Source organism: Sodalis sp. dw_96 (assembly GCF_018449575.1).
Classification (GTDB): Bacteria; Pseudomonadota; Gammaproteobacteria; order Enterobacterales; family Enterobacteriaceae; genus Acerihabitans.
The window spans coordinates 262,005-279,025 of sequence record NZ_JAAVUT010000003.1 but is presented as its reverse complement, the minus strand read 5'-3'; the positions used below and the strand labels follow the sequence as shown (position 1 = coordinate 279,025).

The window sequence follows — 17,021 nt, the reverse complement described above, 5'->3', positions numbered from 1 at the left end:
GCGCCCGTACCGTCTGTTAATCTGGCGGTTCAGGTCGCGGCCCGTCGCGACCGCACATACCTTGTAGGCGCCATCCCGACGTGGCGCGTGAACGCCACGCTGAAGGTACTGGCAGAACTGTAGCCGACGCGCTCCGCAATTTCGGCAATGCTACTCTCGTCGCGCCGTAGTAGATCCTTGGCCATCGCCATGCGCCAGGTGAGCAGGTAGTCCATGGGCGTCATGCCCACGGCGCGGCTGAAGCGCTCAAAGAACGCCGAGCGTGAAAGGGCCGCCTCCTTCGCCAGCTCCGCCACCGTCCAGGCGTGCGTCGGGCGCGCGTGCATTGCCCGGATCGAGGCCGCGAGCCGGCAATCAGCCAGCCCGTGCACCAGGCCGGGTGATGACGACGTTCCCGCCGTCGACCGCAGCGCTTCGATGAGCAGTACCTCCATCAGGCGCGCCAGCACGATCTCGCGCGCGGGCCGCTGCTCGCGCGTCTCTTCATCCACAAGCTGTACTAAAGTGGTCAGCCGGGGCTCGCCGCGAACATGCATGAGCTGTGGCAGCAGCGAGACCAGCAAAGCCGCGTCCGGAGAGCCGAAGCTGCAGTGACCCGCCAGCATACGGAAATCGGTCGGCCCCTCCTGGCGTCCGATTCTGAATTGGCCGGCGCCCAGCGCCGCGTGCAGCGTTTCGGCGTCCGCCGACGGGGGCTCAAGGCTGGACATCGCAACACCATAGACCGATGGGATGAGGGCGAAGTCCCCCGACCTGAGCCGGATGAGTTCATGTCCATCCACCGCGAGGCAGCACGCGCCCTCAAGGATCACGCAATAAAAAGGCTCGCCGGGATCAGAACGGCTGATGGCCCAAAGGCCTGCGCCGACCACCACTTTCGTGAACCCGGCGCCCGGCTGCAATAGTGTGACTACCTCCGCGAGGGGATCGATCATGCCGGACTCCTGCAAATGAAATATGGACTTTTGATTGTAGCGAGTACAAGACCTACCGTCTATCATCTGAATAACGTCAAACACAACGCAAGGAGTTTTCATGAAGACAGTCTTGATCACCGGTTGCTCGTCCGGTTTTGGCCTCGAAATCGCCCGTCATTTCCTTGAGCGCGGCTGGCAGGTTGTGGCCACCATGCGCGTACCCCACGATGATATTCTGCCGCCTTCCGAGCACCTTCGCGTGCTGGCCCTCGACGTGACCGATCCGGAGAGCATCCGCCGGGCCGTGGAGGCAGCGGGTCCCCTTGACGTGCTGGTGAACAATGCGGGCTTCGGCGCGGCGGCGCCCTTCGAATGCATGCCGATAGCGACAATGCGCGAACTGTTCGAGACCAATACCTTCGGCACCATGGCCTTGACCCAGGCGGTGCTGCCTCAATTCAGGCAGCGCAAGGCCGGCGTCGTGGTGAACGTCACGTCGAGCGTAACCTATAAGGCGCTGCCGCTGGTGGGTGTTTACCGGGCCAGCAAAGCGGCGGTGAACGCGTTCACCGAGTCGCTGGCCGCGGAGGTTGAGCAGTTCGGCGTACGGGTGCGACTGGTGCTGCCGGGGCGCTCGCCCGAGACACGCTTCGGCGACAACGCACGGCCGCATATGAAGGGCATCGATCACGAAGCCTATGCCGAGCTGGTGAAAAGCGTGTTTGCATCCATAGAAGGGCCAGGCCCGGTCACCCATTCAGAGGATGTGGCCAGGGCAGTCTGGCGGGCAGCCACCGACCCGGCCAGCCCGTTACATATTCCGGCCGGCGAGGACGCCGAGGCCTGGGCCGCCGAACATCGGTGAGTTGCCCGGACAAATGGCCATCCATCTTTTCCATAACGGCTCTCGTGAGCACCCGTTGCCGAAGAGCCGCACAGCAGCCACCGGATTGAGTGTTACAGAACTTGATGCCCGGACGGGCGACATCCCATAAAGACGGGATCGCCTGGCCCATCCTTACCAAACGCACCACCGGGGAACGCCCACCTCAACCATACCAGGCGTAGCCCTTGGGAACCCGGGAAAAGCCGGCCGCGGACAAGAACTCCGCCGCCGGGCTGGCGCCCGCCAGCTGGCCGTCCACATCCTCCAGTGTAAATCCCCGCCGACCCTCGCGCTTCAGCGCGCCGGCCAATGCGCGCAATCCGGCCGCAAGCCACCCGGCGGAGGCCGCATCATTTTTATCAAACGCCTCTTTTTTATCGAAAAAAGTCAGCAGCTGACGACCGCTCTGTCCCAGATAACCTATCAGTCTGCCGTTGCAAATGACCACCATGGCGCCGCTGCGCCGGGCAGGACGAATGCCGGAGCGGTGGGAGGGCCAGGGCGACAGCCAGCCGAAGGGATTGGCCGGATCGTAGGCTGACAGCGCCACCGCCACCGGTTCGTCGGGTGACGCCTGCGCCAATTCGCGCAGTCGCTCGATACAATCCTTATCGGCAAACTGCGCGGCGCCCAATCCGGCGATGAATCTCCCGCGCAGTACGCGACCCGCCTCTTCCATCCGCCGCAGCACCGGCGTGAGCGAGGGAAAGCCCCCCGGCACCTGTTCCGCCACGGCCACGCCGCGGCTTACCACGCCATAGCGGTCGAAGAGATTCTCCACCTGGGTCAGCGTTCTGACGGTGGGGTTGACCGGCTCGCCGGCCAGCAATGACCAGCGGCCGGCCAGGGCCGCATCGCCAAAGCGGGCACTCCTCGCCGACACGGATTTGGCCGGCTGCCACACCGGCACCCACCCCACCACCTGACGCCGATGGCGCAGGGGCCGGGCCGGACGAGAACGGGCGGGCGGGCGGGCGCCGGTCAGCATGCGCAGCGGCGACCAGGTGTCGCTGGTGACGCGGCCTTGCCAGGCGAGATCCCACAATGTCTCAGCCACATCTGTTGACGAGACCTCCGCCGTGATAGCCGGTTCCGTGCTCTCCCGTTCGAGAGCGTCCGCCAAACGCCCTTGGGCAAGGGCCGCCAGCTGACGGACAAAATAGGCGCCCCCATCCGCCAGCACGTCGAGCAAGGCATTTTGCAAGGCGGATGCGATTGGCTCGCCGGTTTCGTCATCCGCTATGTTGTCCATGATGGGCAGCGTTTCGCCGGCCAGCTCGCGCAGATGGAAGGAGACCAGCCCGTCATCGTCTCCCAGCGCGCCATGACCGGCCCAAAGCACTTCGCCGGTAGCGATAAGTTCATCCAGCATGGCCGGTCGATAGTCGTGCACACGGCCGGGCAAAATCTGGCGCTCCCATAAGGAAGCCGGTAAAACTACCCCCGCCAATTGCTCAATCACCCTGGCTACACCCTCGACGCCTTCAAATGCGCCCTGCCCCGTAAGCGGATCTTGAACCATCGCCGGCGCGGCGGCGTTAGCCAGTATGCCCTGCCGCTCCAGCACCAGCCGCACAAAAACCTCGTGTGACACCGGCCGGGTCGCTTCGCGCGCCGCCTGTAGAGAACGCGCCCGCAAACGACGGAATACCTCATCCCATACCCACCGGTGCCCGGCGCCGATCAACGCGCCGGGTTCTGTTTCCCGCCCTTCCTCTTCCCGGTCCCATTCCCTCGCGATATTGCAGGGCAAAATCCTGCCCTGATCCCTCAGGCGCTCCAGTTGCTCATTGACCACGGCCACGCCCAGCCCAAAACGGGCAGCCATCTGCGCCGAGGTAAAAGGTGCGTGGGTACGGGCATAACGGCTGAGCAGCTCGCGCAAAGGAGCGTCCGCTGCCTGCAAAAATGCGGCCGGAATGCCCGGGGGCAACGCTACCCCCAGCGCGTCGCGCAAGCGGGCGGCATCTTCTATGCCGGCCCAACGCCATTCATCGGCTATGCGTAAGGGAATGATCCGCGCGGACGCTTCCAGCTGCGCCAGATAATCACCGGGTTCCTCGCCGGCCAGACGTGCCGCGATCTCCGATGACGACAACGGACCCAGCTCACGCAGCAGATCCACCAGCCCCTCCGCGCCCTTCACCCGGCTGCCCGAGGCGATGCGCTGCAACTCTTGTTCCACCCGTTCCATCACCAGGGGATCGAGCAACTCGCCTAAATCCACCTGTCCCAAGAGTTCGCCCAGCAAACCGCTGTCCAGCGAGAACACCGATGCCCGGCGTTCAGCCAAGGGCACATCCCCCTGATACATGAATTCCCCCACGTAGCCGAACAGCAAATCGGCCGCAAACGGCGACGGGATCTCGGTGGTAACCTCCAGCAGCCGCACCCCGCCGTCATTCAGCCGTTGCATCAGCGCCTGCAATGCGGTGAGGTCGTAAACATCCTGCAAACACTCCCTGGCGGTCTCGATAATAAGCGGAAAATCGTCATGCTCCCGGGCAATCTCCAGCAGCTGACCGGCGCGCAGGCGCTGTTGCCACAGGGGCGAGCGCTTGCCGGGGCGGCGGCGCGGCAACAGCAAGGCGCGCGCCGCGCATTCGCGAAAGCGGGCGACAAACAGCGACGACTGCCCTACCGCATCGGTGACGATTTGCGGCAGCGCCAACGAATCGAAAACAAACAGTTCCGCGCCGGGAAGGCGGCCGACGCCGTCCGGTATGCGAATAATGATACCGTCATCGCTGGCGACGACGGAGGGGTCGATTTTCAAACGCCGGTAGATGCGCGCGGCGATAGCCAGCGCCCAGGGCGCATGGACGCGCTGTCCGTAGGAAGAATGCAGCATCACTCGCCAGTCGCCGTTCTCATCGCGGCAGCGTTCAATCACCAGTGTCTGGTCGGTGGGCAGCACATCGGTGGCTTCCCGCTGCTCAGCCACCAGCTGCACCAGATTATTGATGGCGTTTTCGTCCAACCCGGCGGCCATGAGACGCGCCGCCAACGGGCTGCTCCCATTGAGCGGGTCCCGCTTGCCCCCCGTAGCCGCCTCAACCTCGCGCAGGAAAACGCCGATGGCTTCCCCCAGCTCCGCCGGCCGGCCGGCGTTGTCGCCATGCCAAAACGGCAGCCGGGCCGAGCGTCCCGGCGCCGGGATCACCACCACCTGATCGTGGGTGATCTGCTGGATTCGCCAAGAGGTGGCGCCCAGCGTAATCACGTCGTTGACCCGCGACTCGTAAACCATCTCCTCGTCGAGCTCGCCCACCCGGCGCGCGCCCCGTTGCTCCTCACCTTCGGGCAAGACCACGCTGAACATACCGCGATCCGGTATCGTACCGCCGCTGATGACCGCCAACTGCTGCGCACCCGGACGGGCGGTCAGCGTGCCGCTCGTGCGATCCCACACCAGGCGCGGGCGGAATTCGCCAAACGCTTCCGACGGGTAGCGGCCCGCCAGCATATCCAGGGTTGCATCGAAAGCGCTGCGGGGCAAAGCGCGAAACGGATCCGCCCGGCGCACCCTGGCATACCAATCATCGATATTAAGCGGTTCCATCGCCACGGCGGCAACGGTTTGCTGCGCCAGCACGTCAAGGGGATTGCGCGGCGGCGCCACCGATTCCAACCGCCCTGCCAGCATGCGTTCCACCGTCACGGCGGCGTCGATCAAATCGCGCCGGGTACGGGGATAAAACACCCCGGTGGAAACGCCGCCCACCTGATGGCCGGCCCGCCCCACCCGCTGCAACGCGCTCGCCACTGAGGGCGGCGCGCCAACCTGGATGACCTGATCCACCAACCCCATGTCGATGCCGAGTTCAAGGCTGGAAGTGGCCACCACGCAGCGCAGTTCCCCTGATTTAAGCGCGATTTCAATCTCCGCCCGCTGCTCTTTCGACACCGAGCCATGGTGGGAGCGGGCAACGGTGGGCGGCTCGCCGGTGGAGCGCTTTTCGGTGCTGCCCGAGGAGGAGAGATAATGCGTGGGCGGTTCTTCCGGCCGGGGCGAGGCGGCGCAACATTCGGCATAGCGTTCATTGAGGCGCGCCGTCAGCCTTTCCGCCAGCCCGCGGGAATTGGTAAATACGATGGTTGACCGGCAGGCGAGAATCTGTTCAAGGATGCTGGCCTCCACATGAGGCCAAATCGACCCCGGGCGCCCGGGTGCTTTGGTCTCCGGCGAGATATCTCCCTGAGCCGGTATATCGGTCATATCCTCCACCGGCACGACGATCTTCACCTCGAGAGGCCGGCTCGCCGCGGGGTTAACCACCGTAACCGGAAGCGCGCCGCCCAAAAAACGGGCTACGCGCTCTACCGGGCGCACCGTTGCCGACAGGCCGATGCGCGCAGCGGGCCCGGGCAGCAATGCGTCCAGCCGCTCCAGGCTCAGCGTCAGGTGCGAACCGCGTTTGGAACCGGCCACCGCATGAATCTCGTCGATAATTACCGTGGTCACGCCGCGTAAAGTTTCGCGCGCCTTGGAGGTCAACATCAGATACAGCGACTCGGGCGTGGTGATCAGAATATCCGGCGGTCGTCTCAGCAGGCCGGCGCGTTCAGCGGCGGGCGTATCACCGGTGCGCATACCCACCGTCAGCTCCACTCTGGGATCGCCACGCTGCCTTCTTATAGCGTTGACGCCATCCAGCGGCACGCTCAGATTGCGCCGCACATCGGCGCCCAGCGCCTTGATGGGCGAGATGTAAACCACCCGGGTGGCGGTTTGGCGCGGGCGGTCAGGATTGCGTTCGCGTTCCCGGAACAGCCCGTCGATGGCGTGCAAAAAGGCCGCCAGCGTCTTGCCCGAACCGGTGGGCGCGATGACCAGCGTACAGTCGCCTGCCCCGATCGCCGCCCAGGCGGCCTGTTGCGCGGGCGTTGGGGCCGCGAACGTCGAAGCGAACCAGTCCCGGGTGGCGGGCTGGAACCGACTAAGGGGATTCGGAGGAGCCTGTTCTGGCTTTCCCATCGATTATGAGTACCTGATGGCGCTGTATTGAACGCATGTCGGGGCGTAATGCGCGCAGGGCGACTCTTGTTCAAACGACGGCGAACCGATATTTTTCATGGCGACGGGATCCTTATTAAGGCCGAAGAGCCAACCGTGCCGGTGACTTGCCTTCAGGGGCCGGCAGGCAGCGGTCAACGCCGGCGAGCAATGAATAATAGCTTAGCACCATTGCCGCCCTGGCGTTTTTCCGCCGTCAGGCGATCCTTCCTAAGAAAGGCTATGGAAAAGATCTTTAAACACACTAGACGACTGGTCTATTCGCTGCTAAATTAGCGCTATGACGACTGTAAACACTACCGAGACTTCCGATGTCCGCGAAAAGATTCTTGCCACAGGCCGGCAAATCATGGCCGGTAAGGGATTTTCGGCCGTCGGTTTGAACGAAATCCTGGCCACTGCCGGTGTCCCGAAGGGATCTTTTTACCATTACTTTAGCTCGAAGGATGCCTTCGGCGAGGCGATGCTGGAGGACTATTTCGCGGATTATCTGGCTGACCTGGATGCTACGCTTGGCCAGTCCGGCCTGACCATGGCGCAGCGTCTGATGAATTATTGGCAAAGCTGGCAGGAGACGCAGTCTTTTTTCGACTGCCAGGGCAAATGCCTCGCGGTAAAGCTTGGCGCGGAAGTGGCGGATTTATCGGAAGCCATGCGACTGGCGCTTAAGCGCGGCACAGCGGGTATTATCTCCCGCCTGGCACTGGCTATTGAAGCCGGCGTGGCGGAAGGATCGCTTTCTATTGACGATACTCCTGAACGCGTGGCGCAGAGTCTTTATCAGTTATGGTTGGGGACCAGCGTGATGGTCAAGATTGTCCGCGGCAGACAGCCCTTTGAGGCAACCATGACGACGACTCGGCAACTTCTCCATCTTTCCCCATAACGATGAGGAATTGACAACGGCGCCATCTTTCTCAAGATCCATGGGAAATCGACAACGGCTCGGTCTTTCACCTGATCCAGGGGAATTGGCAACGGCTTTATCGTTCCCTTGACCCAGGGGAACGTTTGCCGCACACACTTCCCTGGAAGTGCTTTTTTGTAGCGCACACAGAGACGACCGGTCTACTCAGACTAAACTTACCACTCGCGCCTTAGAGGAAAACGACATGAAAATCCTGATGGTTCTGACTTCCCATGACCAACTTGGCAACACCGGCCGTAAGACGGGCTTCTGGCTGGAAGAGCTGGCCGCCCCCTACTATGCGTTTAAAGATGCCGGCGCGGAAATCGTGCTGGCCTCGCCCAAGGGCGGCCAGCCGCCCCTTGATCCCAAGAGCAACGAGCCGTCCTTCCAGACCGATCTTACCCGCCGCTTCGAGTCCGATGCAGCGGCGAATGCGCAACTCGCCGCCACCGTGCGCCTGGACAGCGTCACCCAGGCGGATTTCGACACGGTGTTCTATCCTGGCGGTCACGGTCCGCTGTGGGATCTCGCCGAAGATCCGCATTCCATTGAACTTATACAGTCCTTTGTCGCGGCAGGTAAGCCCATTGCCCTGGTCTGCCACGCGCCGGGCGTTCTTCGTCACGCCAAGACACCAGCCGACAAGCCGCTGGTGGAGGGCAAGAAAGTCACAGGGTTCACCAACACCGAAGAAGCCGCCGTCGGTCTCACCGATATCGTGCCGTTCCTGGTGGAAGACGAACTCAAGGCCAAAGGCGGCATCTATTTCAAGTCCGATGATTGGGCATCCTATGTCGTCAGGGACGGTCTTCTGATCACCGGCCAAAACCCCGGCTCCTCGGCCGCCGCCGCGGCCCTCTTGCTGACACAGCTTGTTGATTAGCATTCGGGAAGCACGGGCGGGAGGATTCCCGCCCTTGCGGTGAACAACATTACATCGCCACGCTTTTAATGCGAAAATACAAGGTGATAAGGAAACTATAAAATTTGCCGGCAGTTATATATGAAACCAGAATGTCGCGTCATGGAATGTTTTTAATAAACGGATTTTTCCCGCTTCGCTTTAATATCCCGACTCTTTATTTCTACTGTGGCAGAGGTATTTACCATCGCTAGCTGAACAGTTAAAATATGTCAATTCCGGGTTTAAATGTGGCTTATTAGCGAGATAAATTGCCCGAAAAAATATCGTTGAAAAGAAGGCTTAATGAGTTTGCAATTATTTTATGATGAGCTAACTTTAGTTAAGCAACAGACGCATTAAGGGCATAGCAGCCTTGACAATGAAAATAAAGGAACGACATTCTTATTTCCTTCTGAAGATTAATCTTATCAATTGTTTAATAGCATTAACTTAATAAAAATATTAATACTCTTTAATGGGAGCATGCATACCTTTAAATCGTTAAACCCCTACCAAATTTCGACGTTAAAATTATTTTGTCGGGCAATACGTCGCGACGCTTTGTCGAACGTCAGAGAATAAGTAAAAAGTCAGGATAAAACGGCACGCAATTGCCGAACCAGTCATTTTTCATTTTGGAGATAGCAATGTTTAGACATGTAAAACAGCTGCAGTATACCGTCCGCGTCGCGCATCCCAACCCAGGGCTGGCGAATCTTCTCCTTGAGCAATTTGGCGGTCCTCAAGGTGAACTGGCGGCTGCATGCCGTTATTTTACCCAAGGTCTCGCGGATGAGGATGCGGGCCGCAAGGACCTGCTGATGGATATCGCCACCGAAGAGCTGAGCCATCTTGAAATTATCGGTACCCTGGTGGGGATGTTGAATAAAGGCGCCAAAGGCGATCTTGCCGAAGGCACTGAACAGGAAGGCGAGCTGTACCGTTCATTAACCGGGCATGGCAATAGCAGCCATACCACGGCGCTATTATACGGCGGCGGGCCGGCATTGACCAATTCCGCCGGCGCACCCTGGACCGCCGCCTATATTGATACCATCGGCGAGGTGACCGCGGATTTACGATCCAATATCGCGGCGGAAGCCCGTGCCAAGATTATCTATGAACGCCTGATTAACCTGACGGATGACCCCGGGGTTAAAGACGCGCTGGGATTTCTTATGACCCGTGAAGTCGCTCATCAGATTTCGTTTGAGAAGGCGCTTTATTCCATTCGCAACAATTTCCCCCCCGGCAAGCTGCCGCCGATTGAGAAATATGCCACCACCTACTTCAATATGTCCGAAGGCGGCGAGGTCAGAGGCAGTTGGAACTCCGACGAGAACTTCAACTACGTGGCTGAACCGGCGCCGGCGGTTGATGGCGGCGACGGCGGCGCCAGCGTGACGTTACCAAAAAAACAGCAGGCCAACCTGGATAATCTCGCGCTTCGCACGGCATCCGATCCGACGGTAAATCCCATCACCGGCGCGGAAATCGGTGCGGTACCGCCCATTGAAAATGAAGCGGCTGAGAAGGGTAAAGCAGCGAAGAAGAAATAACGCAATGGCCGGTTTACCCTTTGCGATTTATTGCTTTGGGTAAACCCTTGTCCGATCTCAGCTATGTGCTTTTACGGATCACCTCAGCTTTTTGAGTCGCCTCATAAGCAAGGCGGTACTCCTCGATCCCTTCGACGAATGTCGATTTACGCTCCCTCCATCCCGTAAGCGCACGTAATTTGTCCGACGAGACCCATTGCCAGAAGTTGGCAAGAGCGTGCACCGAATACATCGGCAGTTCCTCACTCGTGGGAACGAACTCCACCGTCAGTCCGTAGGACTTCGCTAAGGCTTCGCCAATCTCTTGCGCAGTCTCGTACATTATGTTGGAAATATTGAATGCCTGTTGGGCCACCTCGGCTCGCTTCGGATGCTCGGCAAGCGCCACATAAGCCTCGGCGCAGTCATCGACATGCAGACAATAACCTTTGAGACCGGCTCCTTATTCATCCTCCTTTCCGAGCCGCTTGGCCGTGAAACCATCGCGGGACTGGCGAAAAGCAGCCGAATTTTCAATGATCCAGTTCCAAAGCGGCAGCATATTCAGCAACATACCTTCTCCCAGCCGGGTCAGCCCGTATTCTACCCGTGGATGAGGTTTTTTTTGCTGGTAATCATGGCGACTGATAAGGCCATCCCGTTCAAGATGGCGCAGCGTCAGGGTCAGCATTCTCTGCGTAACATCGGGTAATGCCCGTAACAGCTCAGCATGACGTAACGTCCCACGTGTTCCCAAGGCATATAGCACGCCCAGCGACCAGCGGTTACCGGCATGGGCAAGAATTTCCCGTTTCAGATGGTCATCTTAATCGCTAAGCGCATCACAAATAGCGGAAAATTGTGCTATTTGCGCCTCACTCATCTTCATTCACCCTCCCGGTATCATGTGTGTACCTAATTGCTGCCTTCGTTTCCTGCTGGCAGGATGTGGCCACATCTACAGGAGGATACTATGAACGGTACCATTACGCGTCAATGGCGAAATATTCTGGTTCTCGGTGCCGGAGAACTGGGTATGGCAATGATTGACGCTTTTGTAAAAGAGCGGGAACAGCATCCCGATATCAGTTTAACCGTATTGTTGCGCCCGGCATCGTTAAAAGATGACGGCCCGGCAAATCAGGCCCGTCTGCAACGGCTGGCGGCCTGGGGCGTAGAGGTCATTAACGCGGATTTCAGTCAGCAAACCGCTGAAGAACTGGCTCAACGCTTCACCCCCTATGACGCCATCATTAATTGCAGTGGTTTTGTCGGCGGAGCCGGGACTCAGCTTAAAATTACCCAGGCGGTGCTCGCCGCCGGCGTGGACCGTTATTTTCCCTGGCAGTTTGGCGTGGATTACGATCGGATCGGTTTGGGAAGCGGACAGCCCGTATGGGATGAACAGCTGGCCGTACGTGAAATGTTACGCGCCCAGCGCCAAACCCACTGGGTCATCGTTTCCACGGGCATGTTCACCAGCTACCTTTTTGAACCCGGCTTCGGGCTGGTGGATATGCCCCGGCATAAGGTTCATGCCCCGGGTGATGCCGACTTTTCGCTGACGCTTACCACGCCGGGGGATATCGGCATCCTGACGGCGAAGATATTTTTCCATCAGCCCGTTATCGAAGATGAAGTGGTGTATATCGCAGGGGACACCATTACTTACCACGGGCTGACCACATTGCTGGCCCAGCATTATCAGCGTCCATTCACCCTTGAGGTGCATAGCCATGCTGACCTGCGGCAGGCGACGAAAGCCGCGCCAAGCGATGTGGCGGCGGCCTACCGGCTCGCCTTTGCGCGGCCGGACGGCGTGGCCTGGCGAAAAGAAGAGAGTTATAACGCCCGCCACGGGTTTCGGGTTACCGATGTAAAGCAATGGCTGGAAAACAACAAACCGGCAGATTGATATGCGGCTATCGGCTTGCCGGTAGCCCGATGAAAAGCCCGCGCCGTAAATCCATTGTGATTCCTCGCGCCGTCTTTTACTGGATTGATAGTGTTTAGTACTGATTGGCGCCGGGTTAATGGATTTTGGGCAAGGTTGTCGCCACATAAAACGACGCGAAAGCCGCCACGGTAAACATCAATAGGGTAAAGAGGACAGCCCCAGCCGCGAGACCGGTCACGTCAATCAGATAACCGGTAGCTACCGGCAGTATGCCCGCCGGAATATAGCCGCCGATATTCAGCAAAGAATTGGCTTTAGCACGGTGCTTGTTTTCGATTTTTGTCGCTATGAGTGTCAGTCCGGCCAACTGCCCCAATCCTTGGCCCACACCGGCCATCAGCGCCGCTAGTATGAGCAGGGACGCGATGGATTCATACACGGCAACACCCATGGCGATCATCGATAGTCCGGTTCCCGCCAACCCAAATAGGAAAATGGTCCTGATGGAGAGCCGCTTGACGGCAAACTGAACCCCCGCAGCGGTGAAAAACATGAGGCACGCCGCGCCGCCTGAAATAAGCGGACTTTGAACATGCAACAGACCGGACAATAACGAAGGGCCGAGGGAAAGGACAAAGGACGTGGCGGTAATGCCCGGCCCGAATACGGCGATGCCCAGAAAAATATCCCGGCGGTGCTCCCGTTTCACTGACGGTAAACGCAGCCGCACTTCCCGCAACTCTTCCCGCGTGTGATGCAACGACGGTAAAGGCATCAAGACCAGAATTAATAATGCAGTGGACAACAGTATGAATTCCACGCTGAAAACAATGATTATCGGACTCTTCGTCAACGTTGCCGTCAAGCCGGACAGCATGGGTCCCAATCCGGCGCCCAGAACCATAGCAACCGAAGCCGCCAGAGAAGCCTGCCGTTTGCGCGCCGCACCCCCCACGTCAACCACCATCGCCATGCCCGCCGAGACGATGGTTCCCACGGCTACGCCGGTTAAAAAGCGGGCGAGGATCAGAACGGATATAGACGTCGCGGCGGCAAATAACATACAGGCGGACATCGCCACCAGAATACCAGGAACAAGAATCGGTTTCCTGCCCCAGCGATCCGACAACTGACCGGCAACCAGCAGCGCGATTAAGAGGCCTGCAATGTAGGCGGCAAAAATAACGCTGAGCGTTCCGGATGAGAAGGCTAATTCCTTCTGCCAGCTTACATAGAGCGGTGTGGCTGAATTGGAAAGGATAAAAACCGCGGTCACCATCCAAGCGGCCAAAGGTATTTTCCAGGCGCCGATCGTCTTGATAAGGGGACGTTCGATTTCAACACTGGCGGAAATTCTATTAGATGAATTCATTTCATTCCTCTGGTAGGGTGATTTTCAGTGTTTGTTATTTTCTCATCAGAAGAACTTATGCAATACTTCCCAATAGCTCACATCACATGGGAGAAAACGCACATGTTCAATTGGGAAGATCTTCGTTATTTCGCCGTTTTCGCCAGGGAGAAATCCCTATCCGCCGCGGCGCGCAGGCTGGGTGTGGATCACGCCACCATTGCGAGAAGGATCACTTCCATTGAAGAGGCGTTACAGCTAAAGCTGGTAGAGAGGCGGCCTCGGGCCTATTACCTGACTGAGGAGGGAGAGCGCATCGCGGAGTTGGGGGCCCGCATGGAGACCGAATCATTTTCAGTGCAACGGGCCGCCTTGGCGGGGCAAAAAAGCATCAGCGGCGATGTGCATGTTAGTGCGCCGCCGCTGATGGCGGCAGTGCTTATCGCCCCCCATTTAGCGCAGTTGCGTACCTGCTACCCGGACCTGAGGCTGCATCTTTCCGGCGACACGCGCAACGTGTCGTTGTTAAGGCGTGAGGCCGATATCGCCATTCGGTTAAGCCGGCCGGTGGATGATGAGGTCGTGGTCCGCAAGCTCGGCACCATCACCTTCTCCCTCTATGCGGCCAAAAGTGTGCTCGTTGCGCAAGACACTGAAACAGCAGGCTTTATCGTCTATGACGACAGCATGGAGGGATCGCCCCAGCAGGACTGGCTGAACATACAAAGCGGGGGATCGCGTATCATTATGCGCAGCAATGATTTGACCATCCAGGCCGCCGCCGCCCGTGCGGGATTGGGAATAGCAGCCTTACCGGACTACCTGGCCGGCCAGGATGAACAGCTCGTCCGGGTAGCGCACAAGGGAAAAAAGTTGGAAAGGGAAGTATGGATTGCCTTACACAGTGATTTACGTAAGACGCCGAGGATCCAGGCCGCAACGAAATTTTTGGTGGGATGCCTGACTGAACGACTGAAATCTGAATAAAAAATAAAAAGCATGAGCCCCTTTTTAGACACACTCAACAATGTTGATATAATTTGAGCAGTGTTTAATGATGATGCCATCGTTAGTGATAAAGTTCAGATTTTCCGCCTTAGCCTGGGCGACCAGAAGACGATCGAACGGATTTTTATGCATGTCCGGCAAGCAGCTGATACCGCAAGCATGTCTAGAATTCATCGCCAGTTCGATATAACCCGCTGCCAGCAAGCCCTCTGCCAATGCTTCGGCATCAATGTTGAAATCGGGTTTATTCAAATCGGTTTTGATGGCGATTTCCTGGATAGATACCGGGGAGAAGTACAAACGGTTCTTTTCATTCGATAGGATATCTATAACCTTGCTGTTCAATCGCTCAGGCTCTCCCGCCGCCCAAATCAAGGCATGGGTATCCAAGAGGTAATCCGCAAAAAACGACTTTTTTGATCATCCTTTTTTGTCGTTTGTCGGCATTCTTACTTCCCATAAAACATGTCAGAAATATCGTCACTGTTCAGATCGTTAAAATTGTCAGGAATCGAGATTTTCCCCTTCATAAAGCCAAGCCTGGGCGTTTTTCCGCAGTCGACAATGGGACAATTTTGGCCATAGGCTTACCGTTGCGAGCTATCACATAGGTTTCCCCCGTTTCTTGTACCTTAGAGATAATCTTGGAAAGATGCGTTTTTGCATCATGGAGATTTACCTTTCGCATCACTACCCCCTTGAAATTGATGGCAAATCAGCGTCATGAAAAAAGTTGGTCAACTTATGTTAATCTAATTGGTCGAATTTTATTAGCCAATACAAAACGGACTTGATACGGTCCCCAGAGCGGATGATTGTAAACAGCCCTTGGATGGTCAGCGTATTGAATATCTTTCCTATGGTGTCATAACGCCGTATAAAGATAGATATGGGTGTCATCCATAAGGCCATGGCCGTCGAGGCGCTCATTGGACAGAATGGCTTCGCGCTTGAAACCGCAACGCAGCGCCACGGCGGCGCTACGAATATTCTTTCCCGCGGTTCTAATTTCCAACCGGTTCGCTTTAAAAACACTAAGGGCCAGGTTTCGAACCAATATGCACGCTTGAGTCATCAATCCTCTGCCCAATACGTCGGTTGCAAGCCAATACCCTATTTCATAATAGGGGATTTGCGGATTACGAATAAAGAGACTGATACAGCCCAATAGCTTTTGACTTTCGAGACTAATGATGAGGAATTTGTATTCATTACTATCGTTTGCAAAATTTTCTATCGCTTCCCGCATATTTTCCCGAACGTTATTAAGGCTATTTTTTCTTGATGTCCATAAAAGGAAATCATGATGCAGTTCATTGAAATGACTTATCAATATGTGCATTTGTTCAACTCTGCCCATTGAAGGTTCAATGAGTTGAACGGCGTCATTACGAAGAGACTCAATCGGCAAATCCGTGATTTTCATAACAATAGCCGTCCTGTTTACAAACCTATCAACGCAAAATAGTCCATTCAAAGGCACAAGAAAAGTAAAAAAACGGCAAAAGGGATGGGTAACAGGACTCCGGGCTTCAGGGAAGTCACTATAACCCCCGGCGGCAAGCTGGCTTTCAGAAAATGTTCAACATAACCCTTCAACTCTGCTCTGGCTCTATTCACAAATCAATAACCAGGTTGCCGGTCAGGCTGCGGGAACAGCAGAGCGTTATCTGCTGCCTGTCGCCGGTCTTTTCCGTCTCCGTCTGCACGGTATCGCGATGATCCGCTTTCCCTTCCAGGACCGGCGTCAGGCAAGAGCCGCAAATGCCCATTTCGCAGGACAGGGGCACCTCGACGCCATTCTCTTGCAGCACGGCTGCTATGGTTTTGTGTGGGGGAATGTTAAAAGACATCCCGCTGGATTTCAGCGTGACGGTAAAATCACTCTCTATCTGGGTGCAAGGTATATTATTACACGCAAGGGGGTGGAATGATTCAGAGTGAATGTCGTCAGCCTGCCAGCCGCTATCCAGCGCAGCCTGGCGTATATGCGACATAAACGTCTCAGGGCCGCACACATAAAGTTTTCTCCCTGCCGCAGGCTGCGTCAACCCTTCAGGCAACGTTGTCCGGGGTGATATGCCCTCCCGGCCCGACCCGATATGGCAATGGCCATAGGCGAAATTATTCCCCAGCCTTTCCCGGAATATTACGTGGCTCCGTTGTTTTACATAGTAGTGCAGTTCAAAGGGTTTCTTAAGGCGCTCCAGCTCTTCCGCCATCGCCAGCAGAGGCGTCAAACCGATCCCGCCGGCGATGAGCAGGAAGCTGTCAGCGGGAGCCAGGGGAAAGAGATTTCTGGGTGGTGAAATCTCCATCTTTTGTCCTAACCGGAGTTCCTTATGCAAATAACGCGAGCCTCCGCGTGAATCGCGCTCATTTTTGACGCATATCAGATAGTGATCCGTTCCGCCCGGACGCCCCGTCAGGGAATATTGCCGTATCAGCCCATTAGCCAGATGAAGATCGATATGAGCTCCCGCTTCCCAGGCGGGCAGAGTTTTACCCTCTTCCGGGGTAAGCCTGATAGCGATACAGTGCTCACCCTGGCGTGAGAGCGCATCAACGAAAACGGTAAGCCTTTCCATTCAAT

The 17,021-nt window shown here is 57.2% G+C and carries 14 protein-coding genes and 1 pseudogene; 6 read left to right on the top strand and 9 right to left on the bottom strand.

Features of this window, described 5'->3' with window-relative positions; translation table 11 throughout:
• Nucleotides 1-29: 29 nt before the first annotated feature.
• Nucleotides 30-935 (bottom strand): AraC family transcriptional regulator, encoded by a 906-nt coding sequence (locus HB631_RS06670; RefSeq protein ID WP_213990371.1) that lies wholly within the window; start codon nt 933-935, stop codon nt 30-32.
• Nucleotides 936-1,035: 100 nt separating this feature from the next.
• Here HB631_RS06670 and HB631_RS06665 point away from each other — a divergent pair, with 100 nt between their 5' ends.
• Nucleotides 1,036-1,782, top strand: a complete 747-nt coding sequence (locus tag HB631_RS06665) for an SDR family oxidoreductase (protein ID WP_213990370.1) — start codon at nt 1,036-1,038, stop codon at nt 1,780-1,782.
• 184 nt (nt 1,783-1,966) lie between these two features.
• On the opposite strand, the gene HB631_RS06660 is transcribed toward HB631_RS06665, so the two are convergent.
• Nucleotides 1,967-6,781 (bottom strand): ATP-dependent helicase, encoded by a 4,815-nt coding sequence (locus tag HB631_RS06660; RefSeq protein WP_213990369.1) that lies wholly within the window; start codon nt 6,779-6,781, stop codon nt 1,967-1,969.
• Between the two features lie 319 nt (nt 6,782-7,100).
• Here HB631_RS06660 and HB631_RS06655 point away from each other — a divergent pair, with 319 nt between their 5' ends.
• The 3 genes from HB631_RS06655 (at nt 7,101) to HB631_RS06645 (ending at nt 10,193) form a co-directional block, all read left to right on the top strand.
• A complete protein-coding gene (locus HB631_RS06655) occupies nt 7,101-7,706 on the top strand; it encodes a TetR/AcrR family transcriptional regulator (protein ID WP_213990368.1) in 606 nt (201 codons plus the stop codon).
• Between the two features lie 226 nt (nt 7,707-7,932).
• Entirely contained in the window at nt 7,933-8,613 is a 681-nt protein-coding gene (locus HB631_RS06650; protein ID WP_213990367.1) for a type 1 glutamine amidotransferase domain-containing protein, read from the top strand.
• Between the two features lie 668 nt (nt 8,614-9,281).
• Entirely contained in the window at nt 9,282-10,193 is a 912-nt protein-coding gene (locus HB631_RS06645; RefSeq protein WP_213990366.1) for a manganese catalase family protein, read from the top strand.
• A 61-nt stretch (nt 10,194-10,254) separates the two neighbouring features.
• Here the strand turns inward: HB631_RS06645 and HB631_RS06640 are convergent, their stop codons facing one another.
• Nucleotides 10,255-10,581, bottom strand: coding sequence for a hypothetical protein (locus HB631_RS06640; RefSeq protein WP_213990365.1), 327 nt, complete (start codon nt 10,579-10,581; stop codon nt 10,255-10,257).
• Nucleotides 10,582-10,635: 54 nt separating this feature from the next.
• A pseudogene (locus HB631_RS06635) lies at nt 10,636-11,061 on the bottom strand (helix-turn-helix domain-containing protein).
• An 84-nt stretch (nt 11,062-11,145) separates the two neighbouring features.
• Here HB631_RS06635 and HB631_RS06630 point away from each other — a divergent pair.
• Nucleotides 11,146-12,087 (top strand): aromatic alcohol reductase, encoded by a 942-nt coding sequence (locus HB631_RS06630; RefSeq protein WP_213990364.1) that lies wholly within the window; start codon nt 11,146-11,148, stop codon nt 12,085-12,087.
• A 115-nt stretch (nt 12,088-12,202) separates the two neighbouring features.
• On the opposite strand, the gene HB631_RS06625 is transcribed toward HB631_RS06630, so the two are convergent.
• Nucleotides 12,203-13,441, bottom strand: coding sequence for an MFS transporter (locus tag HB631_RS06625; protein ID WP_213990363.1), 1,239 nt, complete (start codon nt 13,439-13,441; stop codon nt 12,203-12,205).
• A 102-nt stretch (nt 13,442-13,543) separates the two neighbouring features.
• Between HB631_RS06625 and HB631_RS06620 the strand changes: the two genes are divergently transcribed.
• On the top strand, nt 13,544-14,407 hold the full coding sequence (locus tag HB631_RS06620; RefSeq protein WP_213990362.1) for a LysR family transcriptional regulator: 864 nt from the start codon (nt 13,544-13,546) through the stop codon (nt 14,405-14,407).
• 24 nt (nt 14,408-14,431) lie between these two features.
• On the opposite strand, the gene HB631_RS06615 is transcribed toward HB631_RS06620, so the two are convergent.
• From HB631_RS06615 to HB631_RS06600, 4 genes are all read right to left on the bottom strand, one after another.
• On the bottom strand, nt 14,432-14,818 hold the full coding sequence (locus tag HB631_RS06615; protein WP_213990361.1) for a type II toxin-antitoxin system VapC family toxin: 387 nt from the start codon (nt 14,816-14,818) through the stop codon (nt 14,432-14,434).
• 136 nt (nt 14,819-14,954) lie between these two features.
• Nucleotides 14,955-15,116 carry a type II toxin-antitoxin system prevent-host-death family antitoxin gene (locus tag HB631_RS06610; protein ID WP_255556846.1) on the bottom strand — a complete coding sequence of 54 codons (162 nt, stop codon included), beginning with the start codon at nt 15,114-15,116 and terminating at the stop codon, nt 14,955-14,957.
• 177 nt (nt 15,117-15,293) lie between these two features.
• Nucleotides 15,294-15,854, bottom strand: a complete 561-nt coding sequence (locus HB631_RS06605) for a GNAT family N-acetyltransferase (RefSeq protein ID WP_213990360.1) — start codon at nt 15,852-15,854, stop codon at nt 15,294-15,296.
• Nucleotides 15,855-16,044: 190 nt separating this feature from the next.
• A complete protein-coding gene (locus HB631_RS06600; RefSeq protein WP_213990359.1) occupies nt 16,045-17,016 on the bottom strand; it encodes a PDR/VanB family oxidoreductase in 972 nt (323 codons plus the stop codon).
• Nucleotides 17,017-17,021: the final 5 nt, after the last annotated feature.

What these genes read in the sequence shown, in the direction of transcription:
- HB631_RS06600 (WP_213990359.1), bottom strand. Translation starts at nt 17,016, where the DNA reads ATGGAAAGGCTTACCGTTTTCGTTGATGCGCTCTCACGCCAGGGTGAG.
- HB631_RS06630 (WP_213990364.1), top strand. Translation starts at nt 11,146, where the DNA reads ATGAACGGTACCATTACGCGTCAATGGCGAAATATTCTGGTTCTCGGT.
- HB631_RS06665 (WP_213990370.1), top strand. Translation starts at nt 1,036, where the DNA reads ATGAAGACAGTCTTGATCACCGGTTGCTCGTCCGGTTTTGGCCTCGAA.
- HB631_RS06670 (WP_213990371.1), bottom strand. Translation starts at nt 935, where the DNA reads ATGATCGATCCCCTCGCGGAGGTAGTCACACTATTGCAGCCGGGCGCC.
- HB631_RS06605 (WP_213990360.1), bottom strand. Translation starts at nt 15,854, where the DNA reads ATGAAAATCACGGATTTGCCGATTGAGTCTCTTCGTAATGACGCCGTT.
- HB631_RS06650 (WP_213990367.1), top strand. Translation starts at nt 7,933, where the DNA reads ATGAAAATCCTGATGGTTCTGACTTCCCATGACCAACTTGGCAACACC.
- HB631_RS06645 (WP_213990366.1), top strand. Translation starts at nt 9,282, where the DNA reads ATGTTTAGACATGTAAAACAGCTGCAGTATACCGTCCGCGTCGCGCAT.
- HB631_RS06625 (WP_213990363.1), bottom strand. Translation starts at nt 13,441, where the DNA reads ATGAATTCATCTAATAGAATTTCCGCCAGTGTTGAAATCGAACGTCCC.
- HB631_RS06660 (WP_213990369.1), bottom strand. Translation starts at nt 6,781, where the DNA reads ATGGGAAAGCCAGAACAGGCTCCTCCGAATCCCCTTAGTCGGTTCCAG.
- HB631_RS06655 (WP_213990368.1), top strand. Translation starts at nt 7,101, where the DNA reads ATGACGACTGTAAACACTACCGAGACTTCCGATGTCCGCGAAAAGATT.
- HB631_RS06610 (WP_255556846.1), bottom strand. Translation starts at nt 15,116, where the DNA reads ATGCGAAAGGTAAATCTCCATGATGCAAAAACGCATCTTTCCAAGATT.
- HB631_RS06620 (WP_213990362.1), top strand. Translation starts at nt 13,544, where the DNA reads ATGTTCAATTGGGAAGATCTTCGTTATTTCGCCGTTTTCGCCAGGGAG.